Source organism: Cryobacterium frigoriphilum (assembly GCF_004403305.1).
GTDB classification, from domain to species: Bacteria; Actinomycetota; Actinomycetes; order Actinomycetales; family Microbacteriaceae; genus Cryobacterium; species Cryobacterium frigoriphilum.
Genome location: NZ_SOHE01000074.1, coordinates 1 through 16,288 on the forward strand (window position 1 = coordinate 1; position 16,288 = coordinate 16,288).

General features: G+C 66.1%; 9 protein-coding genes. 5 read left to right on the forward strand and 4 right to left on the reverse strand.

Annotated features, from left to right (window positions below; genetic code table 11):
- The 4 genes from E3T55_RS20355 to E3T55_RS20880 all read left to right on the forward strand — a co-directional run.
- A partial coding sequence (locus E3T55_RS20355) for a hypothetical protein (RefSeq protein WP_166791823.1) occupies positions 1-809 on the forward strand: 809 nt, incomplete at its 5' end.
- A gap of 464 nt (positions 810-1,273) precedes the next feature.
- A complete protein-coding gene (locus E3T55_RS17105) occupies positions 1,274-2,653 on the forward strand; it encodes an HNH endonuclease signature motif containing protein (RefSeq protein WP_134520761.1) in 1,380 nt (459 codons plus the stop codon).
- 72 nt (positions 2,654-2,725) lie between these two features.
- A complete protein-coding gene (locus E3T55_RS17110) occupies positions 2,726-3,466 on the forward strand; it encodes a flavodoxin family protein (RefSeq protein ID WP_198418597.1) in 741 nt (246 codons plus the stop codon).
- Between the two features lie 90 nt (positions 3,467-3,556).
- Complete coding sequence (locus E3T55_RS20880) at positions 3,557-5,290, forward strand: carboxylesterase/lipase family protein (RefSeq protein WP_241993122.1); 1,734 nt, start codon at positions 3,557-3,559, stop codon at positions 5,288-5,290.
- 124 nt (positions 5,291-5,414) lie between these two features.
- On the opposite strand, the gene E3T55_RS17120 is transcribed toward E3T55_RS20880, so the two are convergent.
- The 4 genes from E3T55_RS17120 to E3T55_RS17135 all read right to left on the reverse strand — a co-directional run bounded on the left by E3T55_RS17120 (position 5,415) and on the right by E3T55_RS17135 (position 9,768).
- Positions 5,415-6,437 (reverse strand): Gfo/Idh/MocA family oxidoreductase, encoded by a 1,023-nt coding sequence (locus tag E3T55_RS17120; RefSeq protein WP_134520762.1) that lies wholly within the window; start codon positions 6,435-6,437, stop codon positions 5,415-5,417.
- Positions 6,438-6,499: 62 nt separating this feature from the next.
- Entirely contained in the window at positions 6,500-7,423 is a 924-nt protein-coding gene (locus E3T55_RS17125) for a carbohydrate ABC transporter permease (protein ID WP_134520763.1), read from the reverse strand.
- On the reverse strand, positions 7,420-8,310 hold the full coding sequence (locus E3T55_RS17130) for a carbohydrate ABC transporter permease (protein WP_134520764.1): 891 nt from the start codon (positions 8,308-8,310) through the stop codon (positions 7,420-7,422). The genes E3T55_RS17125 and E3T55_RS17130 overlap by 4 nt, the downstream gene beginning before the upstream one ends.
- Positions 8,311-8,493: 183 nt before the next feature.
- Entirely contained in the window at positions 8,494-9,768 is a 1,275-nt protein-coding gene (locus tag E3T55_RS17135; protein ID WP_134520765.1) for an ABC transporter substrate-binding protein, read from the reverse strand.
- Between the two features lie 452 nt (positions 9,769-10,220).
- Here E3T55_RS17135 and E3T55_RS17140 point away from each other — a divergent pair, with 452 nt between their 5' ends.
- Positions 10,221-16,280 carry an Ig-like domain-containing protein gene (locus E3T55_RS17140; RefSeq protein ID WP_166791824.1) on the forward strand — a complete coding sequence of 2,020 codons (6,060 nt, stop codon included), beginning with the start codon at positions 10,221-10,223 and terminating at the stop codon, positions 16,278-16,280.
- Positions 16,281-16,288: the final 8 nt, after the last annotated feature.

Sequence of the window (16,288 nt, forward strand, 5' to 3'; positions counted from 1 at the left end):
CCACCACCGGCACCACCGGAACCACGGGCACCACCAACGGTGAAGACAGCACCCTCGGCGGAACCCAGGTCACCCCCGACGTGACCGCACCGGTCACCGCTCAGGGCAACGCCATCAGCATCCTCGGCGACTCCACCTCCACCGGAACCACCACGGCCCCCACCACCGGAACCACCGGAACCACGGGCACCACCAACGGTGAAGACAGCACCCTCGGCGGAACCCAGGTCACCCCCGACCTGACCACCCCGGTCACCGCTCAGGGCAACGCCATCAGCATCCTCGGCGACAGCACCTCCACCGGTACCAGCACGGCCCCCACCACCGGAACCACGGGCACCACCAACGGTGAAGACAGCACCCTCGGCGGAACCCAGGTCACCCCCGACGTGACCGCACCGGTCACCGTTCAGGGCAACGCCATCAGCATCCTCGGCGACAGCACCTCCACCGGAACCACCACGGCCCCGGTCACCGGAACCACGGGCACCACGGGAACGACCGGAACGACCGGAACAACCGGAACAACCGCCGGCGCAACAACAACCGGCACCACGACAACCGGCGCAACCGTGACCGCGGGAGTGACGGCATCCGTCGCCACCGGCTCGAACACCAACACGGGCAGCCTCACCGGAGTGGGAACCGACAACGCCAACCTCGTCGGCAGCTCCACTGCCGGTCTGACGGTCACGTCCCTCGCCACGGCCGGATTCGATGAGTCCCCGATGTTGGCCATCGCCCTGCTTCTTCCCCTGCTGGGAATGGGCCTGTTGATGAGTAACCGTTACCGCACCGCGCGCCTGTAAGGCTCGCCTTACCGCACAAATGTAGCGCCCCATCCACCGGGCGTTTCGGCCCACGAGACCGGAGCGCCCGGTTTGGCGCGCCCGCCGCGGCCACGCACTGGACAATCCCCCGCTTGAATACGTGCACGAATCACGTCCTCAACCGACTCATTTTCTCTGTCGGGATCTCGAACGCAGATTTGATATTGCTCCTGGTTTTTCTGAATATTACTCGCGTTTGAGGGTCGTGTGTGAGAAAATTGGGTATGACGAATTCAGAGGAAATTCCTGATGAGAAGTCTGATAGTGAGGCTTCTCTCCCTGTCCCACCGAGTGATGTACCGAATACAGAAACGAACTCCGTTGCAAATCCTGTCAGTCCTGAGGCGGATGCCGCAGCCCCTGTCCCGGCTGCCTCTGATGCGCTCGGTGACGAGTGTGATCCGGTCGCTGACGGCACCTGGGGGCAAGCGTGGGGATTGGGCATGGAGGCGTGCAACCGACTGCTCGACCGGGTCGATGATGCCCGCCGACTGATGTCCCGGGCGGCGGCCGACCAGGCGGTGGCGTTGGATGCCGCGCAGACACACATGCGCAGCCTGTTGCTGCCGGGAAAACCGGTCGCGGACTCTGAGGGGCGCGGGCCGGCTCGGGATGCGTCGGGGCGGGTGATTCCGCGGTGGTCGCCCGAGACGATCGCGACCGAGACCCTCGTGTCCGAGGTCAGCGCCCTGCTGCGGCAGTCCCACGACAGCACGAAACAACTGCTGTGGGAGAGTGAGCAGCTCGTGCAGCACCTGCCCGCGACCCTCGCGCTGTTGCGGGCCGGGGACATCAGTTACTGGCATGCGCAGATCATGGTCGCGCAGTCATCCCAACTGCCGGAGGCTCTGTTCGCGGAGTTTGAGAAGAAAGTTCTGACAGATGCCGAATGGCTCTCGGCCGAGCAGTTGCGGCGCCGCGCGGTGCGGGTACGGGAACGCCTCAACCCGGAATCGATCACCCGGCGGCACAAGAAGGCCCTCAGCGAGCGGTGGGTGCGTCTGACCGACACCGACGACGGCATGAGTTACCTCGAGATGTATGTCAGCAGTGATGACGCCCACGCGATCACGAACCGCATCACGACCGAGGCCCGCGCCCTGCGCCGCGCGGCCGCCGGCACCGACGACACCCGCACCCAGGCCCAGTTCCGTGCCGACATCGCCACCGACCTGCTACTGGAAGGCGTCACCGCGAGTGGCCTCGGCCACGGCGTGCGCGCCACCGTACACCTCACCGTGCCGGCGATGACGCTCATGGGTCACAGCGACGAACCCGGCCTCCTCGACGGTGTGCAACCCATCGACCCCGAAACCGCCCGGCGCCTGGCCGGCACGGCGACCGGGTTCACCCGACTGCTCGTGCACCCCGAAACCGGCGTCGTACTCTCCGTCGGCCGCGACCGCTACCACGTACCGGCCGGACTGCGCAAAGCGGTCGAGATTCGTGACCTCGGCTGCCGCGCCCCGGGCTGCACCCGCCCCGCCGGACACGACGACGTCGACCACACCCACGACTGGGCCCTCGGCGGCGAAACCAACCTACAGAACCTCGCCCTGCTCTGCCGATACAGCCACCGACTCAAGCACGAGACCGGGTGGCAAGTCAGCCAAGACAAAAAGGGCACCCTGCACTGGATCAGCCCCGCCGGACGCCACTACCCCACCTTCCCCGAACCCCGAATGAGCCCACCCGACCTCACAGCAATCACGAAGACCAAGAAACAGATCACAGCCGAACTCGAAGCCCTCGAACCCCGACCACTCACCCACGACGAACTCTGGGCACTCACCATCCCCACCGACGAAACCATCCCCTTCTAAATTTCGTTCGGGCCGCGATCGGTTGATAATCTGCGGTAGCCAGCCCCTTCTCGCGGTGCAACACTGTGCCCCATGACCGAGTCAATGCGCCCTGATGAGACCCCCGCCCCGCACTATTCCGGACTCACAGCGCTGTTCATCAACTGCACCCTCAAACGCAGCCCCGAAGTCAGCAATACGCAGGGCATCATCGATCTGAGCGCTCGCCTGATGCGGGCTCAGGGAGTCTCGGTGGAGACCATCCGGGCCATCGACCACGACATCGCCACCGGTGTGTACCCCGACATGACCGAACACGGCTGGGCGACGGATGCCTGGCCCGGCCTGTTTCCGAAGGTGCAGGCCGCCGACATTCTCGTACTGGCCGGCCCGATCTGGCTCGGCGACAACGGCTCGGTTACGCGTCAGATCGTGGAACGCCTGTATGCGCACTCGGGCGAGTTCAACGACAAGGGCCAGTACATCTACTACGGCAAGGTCGGCGGTGCGATCATCACCGGCAACGAGGATGGAGTCAAGCACTGCACCTCGAACCTGCTCTACAGCCTGCAGCACATCGGCTACACGATTCCGCCGGGCGCCGACAGCGGCTGGATCGGGGAGATCGGCCCGGGGCCGAGCTACCTCGACCCCGACTCAGGCGGCCCTGAAAACGAATTCACCAACCGCAACACCACATTCATGAGCTGGAACCTCATGCACCTCGCGGCGATGCTGAAGGCCGCCGGCGGCATACCCGCATACGGCAATCTGCGTCAGAACTGGGATTCGGGTGAACGCTTCGGCTTCACAGCCAATCCCGAATACCGCTGACATCCGATTCACGACACGACAGCACAACCGGGAAGGGCACGACAGGTACGAGCAGGGAGTACGCGGTACAACGGCATCGAAGGAGCGCGCATGGGCATCCAGGTCATTCCAGAACCCGCCGAACCGCTCGCATCCGTCGCCGAGGTGCGCGGCCGCTTCGACGTGCACGTCACCGGCGGCATCGTGCGCGGCGTGCAGGAAGGTGATGTACTTGCTTGGCGTGGCATGCCCTACGCGGCTCCCCCAGTGGGTGCACTGCGCTTTCGGGCGCCCCAACCGGTGCCTTCGTGGCCCGGGATGCGTGACGCCTCGAGCTTCGGAAACGTGGCTCCGCAGGTCTACAAGGGCCAGTTTCGCGGCGCCGACCCCCGCACCCCCTCGGGCGAGGACTGCCTGAGCATCAACGTTCAGTGTCCCGTTGTTCCGCGCCGCAAGCGGCTCGCCATGCCGGTGATGGTCTTCATCCACGGGGGCGGCTACAGCACCGGCGGGTCACACGACTACTCCGGTCAGGGCACCGGTTTCGTGCTCAGCGGTCGGGTCATCTACGTCAGCTTCAACTATCGGCTCGGCGCCCTGGGCTACCTCGACTTCAGTCGCTATTCCACCGCCGAGCGCCCCTTCGACAGCAATCTCGGGCTACGCGATCAGGTCGCCGCGCTCGAATGGGTGCGGGATAACATTCGGGCCTTCGGCGGCAATCCGCACAACGTCACGGTCGTCGGCGAGTCGGCCGGAGCCAACGCCATTCTGACCCTTATGACCACACCCGCCGCGCATGGGCTGTTCGCCAGGGCGATCGCGCAGAGTCCGCCGGCGGATGCCGCCTATTCCCCCGAACAGACCGCCGCCTGGGCCGCTGAATTCGTGGAGGAATTGCGAGCGAGGATCTTCTCGCCCGGCACCGCCGAACCCGTTCCGGTGCCGACCTCAACCGGCGGTGTCCGACTCGGCGTACTGAGCCTGCTCAAAAATGCGCTGCCTCGATCGGCCGCGACACCGGCTGCGATCGGAGTTGCCGGGCCGGTGGTCACTCTGTTCGCTGACCCTGAACCACGGCTGAGCCCGGCCGAACTGCTGAGCACGGCGTCGGCCACGAACCTGACTCTGGCCGCGCTCGCCTTGCAGGTGCGCACGCCCGATTCAACGCCCGGCACGTTTTGTCTGGCCCCGGTCGTCGACGGTGATTTTCTGCCCGAACGACCACTCGACGCATTTCGGGCCGGGCGCGCACATCGCGTACCGCTCATCATCGGCACCAACGACCGCGAAGGATCGATCTTTCGCGGCCGGGCCGATGTGCTGCCCCGGTCGCCGGGGCGCATTCGAGCGTTGTTTCAGCAGGCTCCGACGGCGAGTCGCGATCCGATGCGCGCGGCCTATCCGGGGCTGCCGATGACACGAGCGGCGGCGGATTTCGGGGGCGATTACGCGTTCTGGTACCCCACTGTGACGGTCGCCGATCGTCACGCCCGCCACGCCCGCGTGCACGTCTACCGCTTCGACAACGCACCGCGACTCGTTCATCTGCTCGGCATCGATGCAACCCACGGCATAGAAATGTATGCCCTGTTCAGCCTCGAAAACACACGCTTCGCCCGCACGATGACCTCGCTTGGCGGCCGCGAACCTTTCACCGATGCCGGTGAACGGATGCGCCGCCACTGGCTGCGCTTTGTCTGCACCGGAGTCCTCGACGATTCCTGGCCCGCCTACGACGAGCGCGACCGGCTGACGCTTATCATCGATGACGTCGATCGAGTCGAATCCGATCCCCGCGGCGAGCGCCGCCGGGCCTGGCAGGCGTTTCGCCCGGCACTGTGACTCGAGGCGAGAGACCCAGCAGGCCCGGCCCGGTGCGTGCTGAAGTACGGTCGTCGTGCCTTCGTTGTACCTCTCGAAGGCACGAAAATCGTGACTCACCGCCGGCACAGCAGCCGGAACCTGGTCAGAGCGTCACGACCGCGTTGGTGCGGGCGCTCTCGAAGGCGGCGTCGAGTACCTCGAGCGTACGCACCCCCTCGCTCGCCGGCACCGGCTGCGGGCCTTCGCCACGCACCGCGCGGGCGAACTCGGTGTAGAAGTCCGCGTAGTTGCCCTGCCGCGACGGGATCACCTCGCTGCCCGCATCCGTCGACAGCGTGCCCCAGAACTCGGGCTCGTCGAACCCCCACGCGGCGGGGTCGTCGAGCGGACGGCGGCCGGCGAACAGGGCCTGCGCCTGCACGTCGGTGCCCGAGGCCACGTAGCTGCCGTCGCTGCCATAGGCCCGAAACTCGCGGGTGGCGGTGTGGTTGAGCTTGCTCGAAGACACCGTCGAGACCACTCCCGACTCATGGGTGAGCGTCACGACGAAGCCGCAGTCGATCCTGTCGCCGAACCGGTCGGTGTAGTCGAGGGTCGCATAGACGCTCGCGACCGGCCCCAGCAGCCACAGCATCTGGTCGAGCAGGTGGCTGCCGACATCACGCAGCAACCCACCGGTCGGGCCCGTCTCCATCGTTCGGGGGTCGTCGAGGTCCATGAGCGAGTGCACCCGCCACAGCTCACCGAGGCGGCCGCCCGAGACGACGGATGCGAGGGTCACCAGATCCGCGTCGCGGCGCCGGTTGTGGTACACGTTGAGCACAACGCCGGCCCGCTCAGCCGCGGCTGCGAGTTCACGCCCACCCGCGGCATCCGGTGCGAAAGGTTTATCGGCCACGACGTGCACCCCGGCCGCGATGGCCTCGAGCACGAGTCCTCGGCGGGTGGTCGGCGGCGTCGTGATCGTGACGGCATCTACCCCCACGGCCAACAGCGCGCTGAGACTCGGGTAGATCGGGACGCCCGGCAGATCGGCCCGAACCTCCAGGCGTTTCTCCTCGGACCGCGCCACCACGCCGACGAGCTCGAGGCCATCGGCCGCCTGAATGAAGGGGGCGTGAAAGTGCTTTCCACCCGTTCCGTAGCCGACGAGCCCAACGCGCATGATGATTCCTCTCGAGAACCGACACAGCCGACTCCGCTGTCGGCGTCTGCCCAATGTAGCCGCTAGCTCTTGACCGAACCGCTCATGAGACCGCCGATGAAGTACTTGCCCAGAATGATGTAGACCAGCAGCGTCGGCAACGACGCGATGAGAGCACCGGCCATTGCCGTGCCGTAATTGGCCAGCTGAGCGCCCTGAGCGAGGTTGTTCAGCGCGAGGGAGACCGGGCCACCGGCGGTGTCAGACAGAAACATGGCAAACAGAAAGTCGTTCCACGCGTTCGTGAACTGCCAGATGATGGTCACGACGAAGCCCGGAAGCGACAGCGGCAGCACGATCGACCAGTAGGTGCGCATCATGCCGGCGCCATCCACCCGCGATGCCTCCATGAGCTCCATCGGGATGCTCACGTAGTAGTTGCGAAAGATCAGCGTGCAGATCGGAAGCCCGTAGATGATGTGCACGAGCAGCAGGGTGGAGATATCGCTCGGCAGACCCAGTGTCGATTTCATCTGAACGAGCGGCGTCATCACCGCCTGGTAGGGAATGAACATGCCGAAGAGAATGAACGTGAACACGAGGTTTGCGTGCGGAAAACGCCAGCGCGAGAGCACAAACCCGTTCATAGATCCGAGCAGCGCCGATATCAGCGCGGCGGGGATCGCGAGCAGAAACGTGCGCCCAAGCGACGGAGCCAGCGCCGTGTACGCGGCCGACCAGTTGTCGAATCCGGTCGCCCCGCCCGGAGTCTCCGACTGCCACGGCCACCGCACGGGCAGCCCCCACGAGGTAGCAGGGTTGACGTCGGCGGGAGGTTTGAGGCTCGTGACGATGAGCACGTAGACCGGAATCATCACGATGAACACGAACACGACGAGCATCGTGTATTTCAGGGTGCGCCCGATGGAGAATCCGCGCCGCGGGCGCAGCGCGGGTGCGAGGGGAAGCGGTGCGGGCGCGGTGCGGGGCTTCTCGGTGAGGGTCATCGGTTCGCCTTCTCGGATCGGGCGGTCTGAATGAGGTAGGGAATGATGAACACACTGGCGAGCAACAGCAGGATCGTGGCGATCGTTGCCGACTTCGCGTAGTCATTGCTCGTGAGCGTGATCCACATGTAGGTCGCCGGGACCTCGGTCTGATAAATCGAACCGGTCACGCTCATGATCAGGTCAAACACCTTGAGCGACATGTGACTCACGATGATCAGCGCGCTGAGCGCGATCGGGCTCAGCTGCGGAAAAATCACGTAGCGGTAGAGCTTCAATTCGCTCGCGCCGTCCATGCGGGCGGCCTCGCGCAGTTCCTCAGGGATGCCACGGAATCCGGCGAGAAAGAGCGCCATGACATAGCCCGACAGCTGCCAGATGGCCGGCAGCGCGATGGCTGCCATGCCCCAGGTCGGCTCGTTCCACCAGGAGTTCTGCAGAAAGCCGAGGCCGAACGTCTCCAGGATGCGGTTGAGCCCGGATGCCCGGTCCCCCTCGGCACTGTTGAGCAGCCAGCGCCACACGACACCGGAGGCGACGAACGAGACCGCCATCGGGAACAAATAGACCGAGCGAAAGATGCCCTCCGCGCTGACACCCTTGTCAAGCATCCAAGCCCACAGAAAGCCGAAGAGCATCGTGCCGGCGATGAACACCACCGTGAATACGGCGAGGTTGGCCAGCGAGTGCAGAAACCGATCCTCAGCCAGCAGCGCCGTGTAGTTGTCCAGGCCCACGAACTCGGTGGCCGGAACGAGGCTCGTACGGTTGGTCAAGGACACGCGCACGTTTGCGGCGATCAGGCCGTAGACGAAGATGCCCAGAATGATGATGGTGGGGGCCAGCAGCAAGAGCGGCGGTCCCCAGTTACGTACTCCTTTGCGCACAGCGCGCCCCTTCGATGAATCCGCACAGTAGATAGTTCGCGCAGTAGTTAGTTCGCGCAGTAGTTAGTTCGCGCAGTAGTTAGTTCGCGCAGTAGTTAGTTCGCGCAGTCGTTGATTCGCGCAGTAGTTAGTTCGCGCAGCAGAGGGCGGAGCAACGCTCCGCCCTCTGCGAGATGTGTCGGGTTAGCCCTGCGCGGCGGCGGCCGCGACGAGTGCGGTCAGCAGTTCGTCGGCGTTACGGTCAGCACCGAACTTGCCGATGGCCGAGGACAGGTCGGCAGACCACGACACGGATGCCGCGGAACCGTGAGCGAGGGAGCTCACGATGGTGTCCTCCTGGAAGGACGCCATGGCCGTCTGCTGGTATTCCGGGTAATCGGTGGCTACCGCATCCGTTCGGGCCGGAATGGAACCCTTGGCGATGTTGAAAGCCTTCTGGCCCTCCGCCGAGCTGATGGTGGTGAGCCAGCTGATCGCAGCGGCTTCATGCGGGGCGCCGACCGCGAGGGTGAAGGAATCGGCGAGGAAGTCAAAGATCCCCTCGGTGCCGGGGGTGGCCCAGGTCGTGTACTCGGTGCCGTAGGTCTGTCCGGCCTGCACGAATGCGGCCTCGGCCCAGTCGCCCATCACGTTGTACGCGGCGTTTCCGTCGAGCAGAATCTGCGTCGCGGCGTCCCAGTCCAGGCCTGCGTAGTCGGAGTTGGTGAATTCGAGCAGCTCACCATAGTGGCCGATAGCGGTCTGCACGCCCGCGCTGTCCCACTCGGTCGTGCCGTCCCACAGTCCGCTGTAGCCCTCGGCGCCGAGGTCGGCGATGAGCACGTTTTCGAACAGCTGCATCTGCGTCCACTCGGTACCGAGCGCGAGGGGCGCGCTCACGCCGGACTCCTGCAGGGTCGTGAGGTCGTCGATCCAGGCGTCGATGCTGTCCGGGGCGACCGTCGGGTCGATACCGGCGCTCTCGAGCACCTCAACGTTGACCCAGGTCACGTTGGCGCGGTGGATGTTGCTGGGCACCGAGTAGATGGCGCCGTCGGCGGTCAGCTGTTCGATGAGGGTATCGGGGAAGCTCTCGTAGAGACCGTTGTCCTCGTAGAAGCTCGTGAGGTCCTGAAGCTGACCGGCTTCGATGTAGTCGTTGAGTTCGGCACCGGCATGCGCCTGGAACGTGTCAGGCGGGTTGTCAGCCTCGAGCCGCGAGGCCAGAGCGGCCTTGGCATTCGATCCGGCGCCGCCGGCTACGGCCGCGTTGCTGAACGCGACGTCGGGGTACTGCTCGGCGAAGACGTCGACGAGGGCGTCGAGACCGACCTTCTCGGAACCGGCCGCCCACCACGTGAACACTTCAACCTGATTGGGGTCGTCCGCGCTGGGACTGCCGCTGGCCGTGGAACAGCCCGCGAGGGCGAGACCAAGGATCGCGGCGCCGGCGATGACCGACACTCTTCTACTGCGCATGTGATTTTCCTCCGTTGGAATACCTACCCAAATCTGCTGTGATCAGGGGCAACGCCGAGATTCGGTGCCCGACCCTCTATCAGTAGGGATCAAACGCATGGAACTCAGTCTCAGGCTAGGGGGCACACAGGGTCGGAGTCAAAACGGTCGCAATGAGCGTCGAACTCCGGCGCGGAGTCGAAAAGCGTCGACTCACACCCCCGCCATTGGGGGCACCCCGAAAATAGCGCCCGAATGGCACGCACGGGTGCACTCATCGCGTCTGCGGGCGACCGCCTCACCCGCTCGACACCACTGAATCACTGGGCTGGCGCGGACTGGACACGCTGGGTGTGTGATTCTCCCCATCGTGATTGTGCGTCGTTGAACGCACTATGGGCACCACTAGGATTTTTCATGTAACGGCTGGGGGGCTCATGTTTCGACGTATTGCACGCAAACATCGCTCACTGATGGGCGTTGGCATCGTCACGACAGCGACGCTGTCCCTGAGCCTGGTTGCTTTTCTCTACCAGGGCATCAGTACCGCCGATGTACGACTCAACGACGGCGGTGTGTGGGTCACCAAACCGACCGGGCTGCTGGTGGGACACCTCAACTATCAGGCCCAGGTTCTCGATGGCGGCTTGCGGGCCAAGGCCAACGACTTTGAGATCATGCAGGCGGGCAACACCGTACTCACCCATGACCGCGCCAACGCAACGCTCAACGTGGTCGACCCCGCTCACCTGATTTTCGGTGCGGATGTCGCGCTGCCCGCCGATGCCGAGATCGCCCTGGGCAGCGACACCGTCGCGATTCTCGACCACTCCAACGGCGACCTCTTCGCCCTGACCCTGACCGAGCTGGAGTCCTTCAGCCTCGCGGGCACCGACCCGACGCTGGCACTGGGCGCCAACTCCGCCGTGACGGTCGGGTCAGATGGAACAGTTCATGCCGTGTCCGCCCGCGACGGCGAGCTCGTAACCCTCGCCCGCACCGCCCCATCAGACGCCACGGGCACGGTCGGCGCCCCGGGATTCAACGCCCCGGTCGTCGTCGGGTTAGCCGCTCTGGATGACCTTGCCGCTGAGCCGCAACTCGCGATCACGGCCGTGGGCGAGGCATCCGTCGTACTGGAACGCACCTCGGGAGCCCTGATTCTGCCCGGCGGCGACACGGTAACCACGGCCCCGGGCAGCGCCTTGCAGCAGAGCACTACCGGCAGCACGACCTCGACCGTGCTGGTGGCCACCCCTGATTCTCTGCTCGTACAGCCCCTCGGCGGAGGCGACGCCACGCGCATCGAGGCCGGCGCACAGGGGGAGCCCGCCGCTCCGGTCTATCTCAATGGATGCGCCTACGCGGCCTGGTCGACGAGCGCCCGCTATGTGCGCGACTGCCCCGGAAGCACCGACGACGTGGCCCGCGACATTGACCGCGCGACCGCAACGGCCGCAACGGCCGCAACGACCGGGTCGTCCACCGCGACCGCCTCGCCGCTCACCTTTCGCGTCAACCGCAATGTGGTCGTACTCAACGACCTCACGACCGGACTGGTCTGGCTCGTCGACCAGGACATGGTTGTCATCGACAACTGGGACGACATCACGCCCCCGCCCGACGAGAGCGACGAGGAAGACCAGGAAGACGCCGTCACCGAGTCGGTGGAGAACGTGCTGCCCGACCGTACCGACGAGAACACGGTACCGGTCGCCGTGGACGACACGTTCGGGGTGCGCGCGGGCCGCAGCGTGATTCTGCCGGTGCTTGACAATGACACGGATGCCGACGGCGATATTCTCACGGCGACCGTCGTGGGCGACGGTCCGGCGATCGGCACCGTGCAACCCATCTTCGGTGGCGCAGCCCTGCAGATCACGGTGGCTGACGATGCCTCCGCAACCGCGAGTTTTCGCTATGCGGTCAGTGACGGGCGGGGCGGAACGGCCGAGGCCTCCGTCGCTCTCACGGTCAGTGAACCGGGCACGAACGGCCCGCCGGTGCAAAAACGCACGAGCAGCTTCGTGGTGGAGCAGGGCGCGTCGATCACCCACAACGTGCTGCCCGACTGGATCGACCCCGATGGCGACGACCTGTTTCTGCAGGCCGCCGCTCCCACCGACGACGACACCGTGCAGTTCACCGCCGACGGCGTGCTCAGCTACGGTGCCATCGGACAGAACACCGGCCGCAAAGATGTCGCCCTCATCGTTTCCGATGGGGTGGACCCCACCGAGGGCGTCGTGCGGGTCGATGTGCGGGCATCCGGCAGCACGAAGCCGGTCACCAACCCCGACCACGTCTCGACCACCACCGGCCAAACCGTGACCGTGTCACCGCTGCTCAACGATGTCAGTCCCGGCGGGGTTCCGCTGCGGCTCGCCAAGATCGACGAGGTGGCCGGTGCCAGCATCGTGCCCGACTTCGCCACCGCAACCTTCACCTTCACGGCGACCGAAGCGCGCACCTACTACCTGCAGTACCTGGCCACCGATGGCCCGAACACCGTGCTCGGCCTCGTGCGCATCGACGTGACGGATGCCGCAGCGAGCGACCTTCCGCCCGTGGCCGTGCGCGACGTGGCGCTGTTACCGGTCGGCCGCGATGTACTCGTTGACGTTCTCACCAACGACACCGACCCGGCCGGCGGAATACTCGTGGTGCAGTCGCTGAGCATTCCCGAGAACCTCGGCATCACCGTCGCGGTGCTCGAGCACCGCGTGCTGCACGTGACCGACCAGAGCGGCCTGAACGCACCCGTCACGATCGGCTACACCGTCTCGAACGGCACCCTGACGGCGGAGGGTGAGGTGCTCGTCATCCCGGTGCCGGCACCGGCCAAGCTGCTGCCACCCGTCGCGGTCGATGACACCGTGAGCGTGCGGGCCGGCGATATCGTCACGATCCCGGTTCTGGACAACGATTCACACCCGAATGGGGACACGATCTCCCTCGCACCAGCCCTGGTGGCGCCGCTCGTCGACCCGGCCGATGGCGAGCTGTTCGTGGCCGAGAACACGCTGCGGTTCCAGGCCGGCACGACCGCGAAGACGGTCTACGCCACCTATGAGGTCGTCGACAGCCTCGGCCAGAAGGATGCCGGCTACGTCACCATCCAGATTCTCGCCCTGAACGCCGAGACGAACTCTCCACCGCGCCCGCAGGACATCACCGCGCGGGTGCTCTCGGGCAACACCGTGCGCATCCCGATTCCGCTGGGCCAGATCGACCCCGACGGGGACTCCATTGAACTCGTCGGCCAGGGCACTGCGCCCGCCAAGGGACGCATCGTCGAGGTCGGCACGTCGTGGCTGGCGTACGAAGCCTTCACCGCGTCGACCGGCACCGATTCATTCACCTACGTCGTGCGCGACCGGCTGGGAGCCGAGGCCCAGGCCACCATCCTCGTGGGCATCGCCCGCCCCGGCGCCAGCAACCAGAAGCCCTACGCCGTCAAAGACGCCGTGAGCGCCCGCCCCGACCGCACACTGGCCGTTCCCGTGCTCGTGAACGACACCGACCCCGACGGTGACACCCTCAGCCTGGTCGCCGACGGCCTCACCCTGCCGGAAGGTCTCGACGCCACAGTGACCGGCGAACGCATCGTGCTGCAGACCCCGACCCAGCCGGGCGAATTCAGCATCCAGTACACCGTCGCCGACCCCTGGGGCGCGACCGCCGTCGGCACCCTGCAGCTGAGCATTACAGCGGATGCCCCGCTGCTGGCCCCCATCGCCCGCGATGACCGCGTGGCCGCGGCCGACGTGACCGACCAGACCAGCGTCGACGTGCCCGTGCTGGACAACGATGAAGACCCCGACGGTTCCGCCGCCGATCTCACCGTGACGACTGATGACCCCGCAGCCACGGTCGACCAGCAGGGTTCGGTGCGGGTTGCGCTCACCGCCAACGCCCAGATCATCCGCTACACGGTGACCGATGCCGATGACCTGCAGGCCAGCGCCTTCGTGCTCGTGCCCGGACTCGATGATCAGCGCCCGACGCTCACACCAGGTGTGGACCCCGTCGAGGTGAAGAGCGGTGAGACTGTCACCCTGGCCCTCGCCGACTACGTGACTGTGGCCGACGGCACGACCGCCCGCATCACCGTGGCCGACCGGGTGTCGGCGACGCACGGCAACGGCGACTCCCTGATCCAGAATGAAACGACCCTCGTCTACACCTCGGCGGCTGATTATTTCGGGCCCGAAGCCGTGAGTTTCGAGGTCACGGACGGTACCGGCCCCGACGACCCGACCGGGCGCACCGCAACCTTGTCCATTCCGATCACCGTCCTCGCGCCCGACAACCAGCCACCCACGTTTGTCGGCGGTCTCGTCGAGGTCGCCCCGGGCGAAGACCCGGTCGAGGTTGACCTGCGCGCGATGGCGGCCGACATCGATTCCGGCGATCTCGAGAAGCTGAGCTTTCGCCTGGACGGGCCGGTGCCGGCCGGCTTCGAGGCGTCGATCAGCGGCCAGACGCTCTCGGCGAGCGCCGGACAGACCACCGCGAAGGGTCTGGCCGGCACCCTGCAGCTGACCGTCGACGACGGGACTACCGAACCGGTCGCCGCGACGCTCCAACTGACCGCGATCGCCTCGACCCGGCCGCTGGCCACGACGACGGATGACGCGGTGCCCGAAGCGAAGCAGGGCCGGGCCGTCACGGTGTCCGTGCTCGACAACGACACGAGCCCTTTCGCCGACGAACCGTTGCGCCTCGTGTCGGTGGCCGTGGAGACCGGCCAAGGCACGGCATCCGTCGCCGGAAGCGACGTGACTGTCACCCCGGCAAACGATTTCATCGGCACGATGGTGGTGCGCTATCGGGTCGCCGACGCGACGAACGACACCGAGCGCGAGGTCGACGGCCGTATTCGGCTGACCGTGCAGGGCCGGCCCGATGCGCCCGGCACGCCGAGCGTCACGTCGATCCAGGACCGCACGGTCGTGCTGTCGTGGACCCCGCCCAGCAACAACGGCTCCGAAATCACCGGGTACACCGTGGCCGCGTCGGGCTTCACGCAGCAGTGCGCGTCTACGACCTGCACGCTCGCGAACCTCACCAACGACACCGAGTACAGCTTCACGGTGACCGCAACCAACGAGGTCGGCGAGTCGGACCCCTCCGGAGCATCGCCCGTGGCCCGACCGGACGCCCGCCCCGACGTTCCACAGCCGCCAACCCTGGTCTTCGGCGACGGCGCCATCAACGTGTCGTGGGCGACGCCCACGAGCACGGGCAGCGCGGTCGAGAGCTACCTGCTCGAGATCTCACCGCTGCCGCAGTTCGGATCGCTGCAGCGCACCGCCAGCGGAAATTCGTTGAGCTGGGATAGCCTCGAGAACGGCGTCGCCTACGCGGTGCGGGTGCAGGCGGTGAACCGCGCCCCTGAACCGAGCGATTGGAGCTCGTTCTCGTCCGCGATGGTGCCCGCCGGCGTTCCCGCCGCGCCAGCCGCCCCCACGACCACACCGGCGACGGCGGTCGGTAGCCAGGCGCAGATTGCAGTGAGCTGGGTCATGCCGGCGAACAACGGCGATGTGGTCGCCGGCTATACCCTCAACACGCTGCAAAACGGTGCCGTGGTGAGCAGCCTGCCGGTGTCGGCCACGAGCGCCAACGTGGCGGTCGCGGCCTCCGAGACCGACTACACCTTCACGGTCAGCGCTCGAAACAAGGCAGGCGACTCGGTCGCGAGCCCGGCCTCGAGCGCGCGGCGCGGGGCCGTGCCGCCCGGAGCGCCGACGAACGTGGTGGCCACCCCCACGGATGGCGGTGCCACGGTGAGCTTCACGGCCGGCGCTGCCAACGGAACCCGTTCGAACGAGCTGACCTACCACTACAAGGTCAACCAGACCGGAGCCACCGGCACCTTCGCCGCGGGCGGCGGCGCGGTTGGCAGCCTCAGTAACGGCACGGGCTATTCCGTTGATGTCTGGGCGACGTCGACGGTGGCCGGTGTCTCGCCTGGTGCCTCGAGCACCTCGAACACCGTGGTGCCGTTCGGCAAGCCGATCATCTCGCACCGGGCCACCAACCGGCAGGACGGCGCCGTGCAGTTCGTCTGGAACGTGAACGGCAACGGGCGAGCACTGACCTCGTCGAGCCACGCCGTCAACGGCTCCGGCGACGGATCGGCCACCAACGGCGGGCTGGCCTACAGCCAGACAACGTCGATCACGGTGACCTACGGCAACGAGGCGGGAACTTCCACAGCCACCTGGTCCGGCCAAGCCAACGACCCGCCGCCCCCGCCGACAATGACGATTACGCAAAACGATGACACCGGAATCAACCTCTCGGTACGAAATTTTGCAGCCAATCGCCCACTGACGATCGCCTGCTGGGTCGTGCCACAAGCAGACGGCCAAAACGGGCGTTCAATCGGCAGCTTCAGCGTAGTCACAGACGGCTCAGGTGCCGGAAATTGGTCCTGGCCGACGACATGCAAGATGACCGGCGGAGGTTACGGCAACCTCAAGCTCGGAAATGAAGTTTGGTCCAACACGATTTCGCTGAAGTAGGAGAAAAC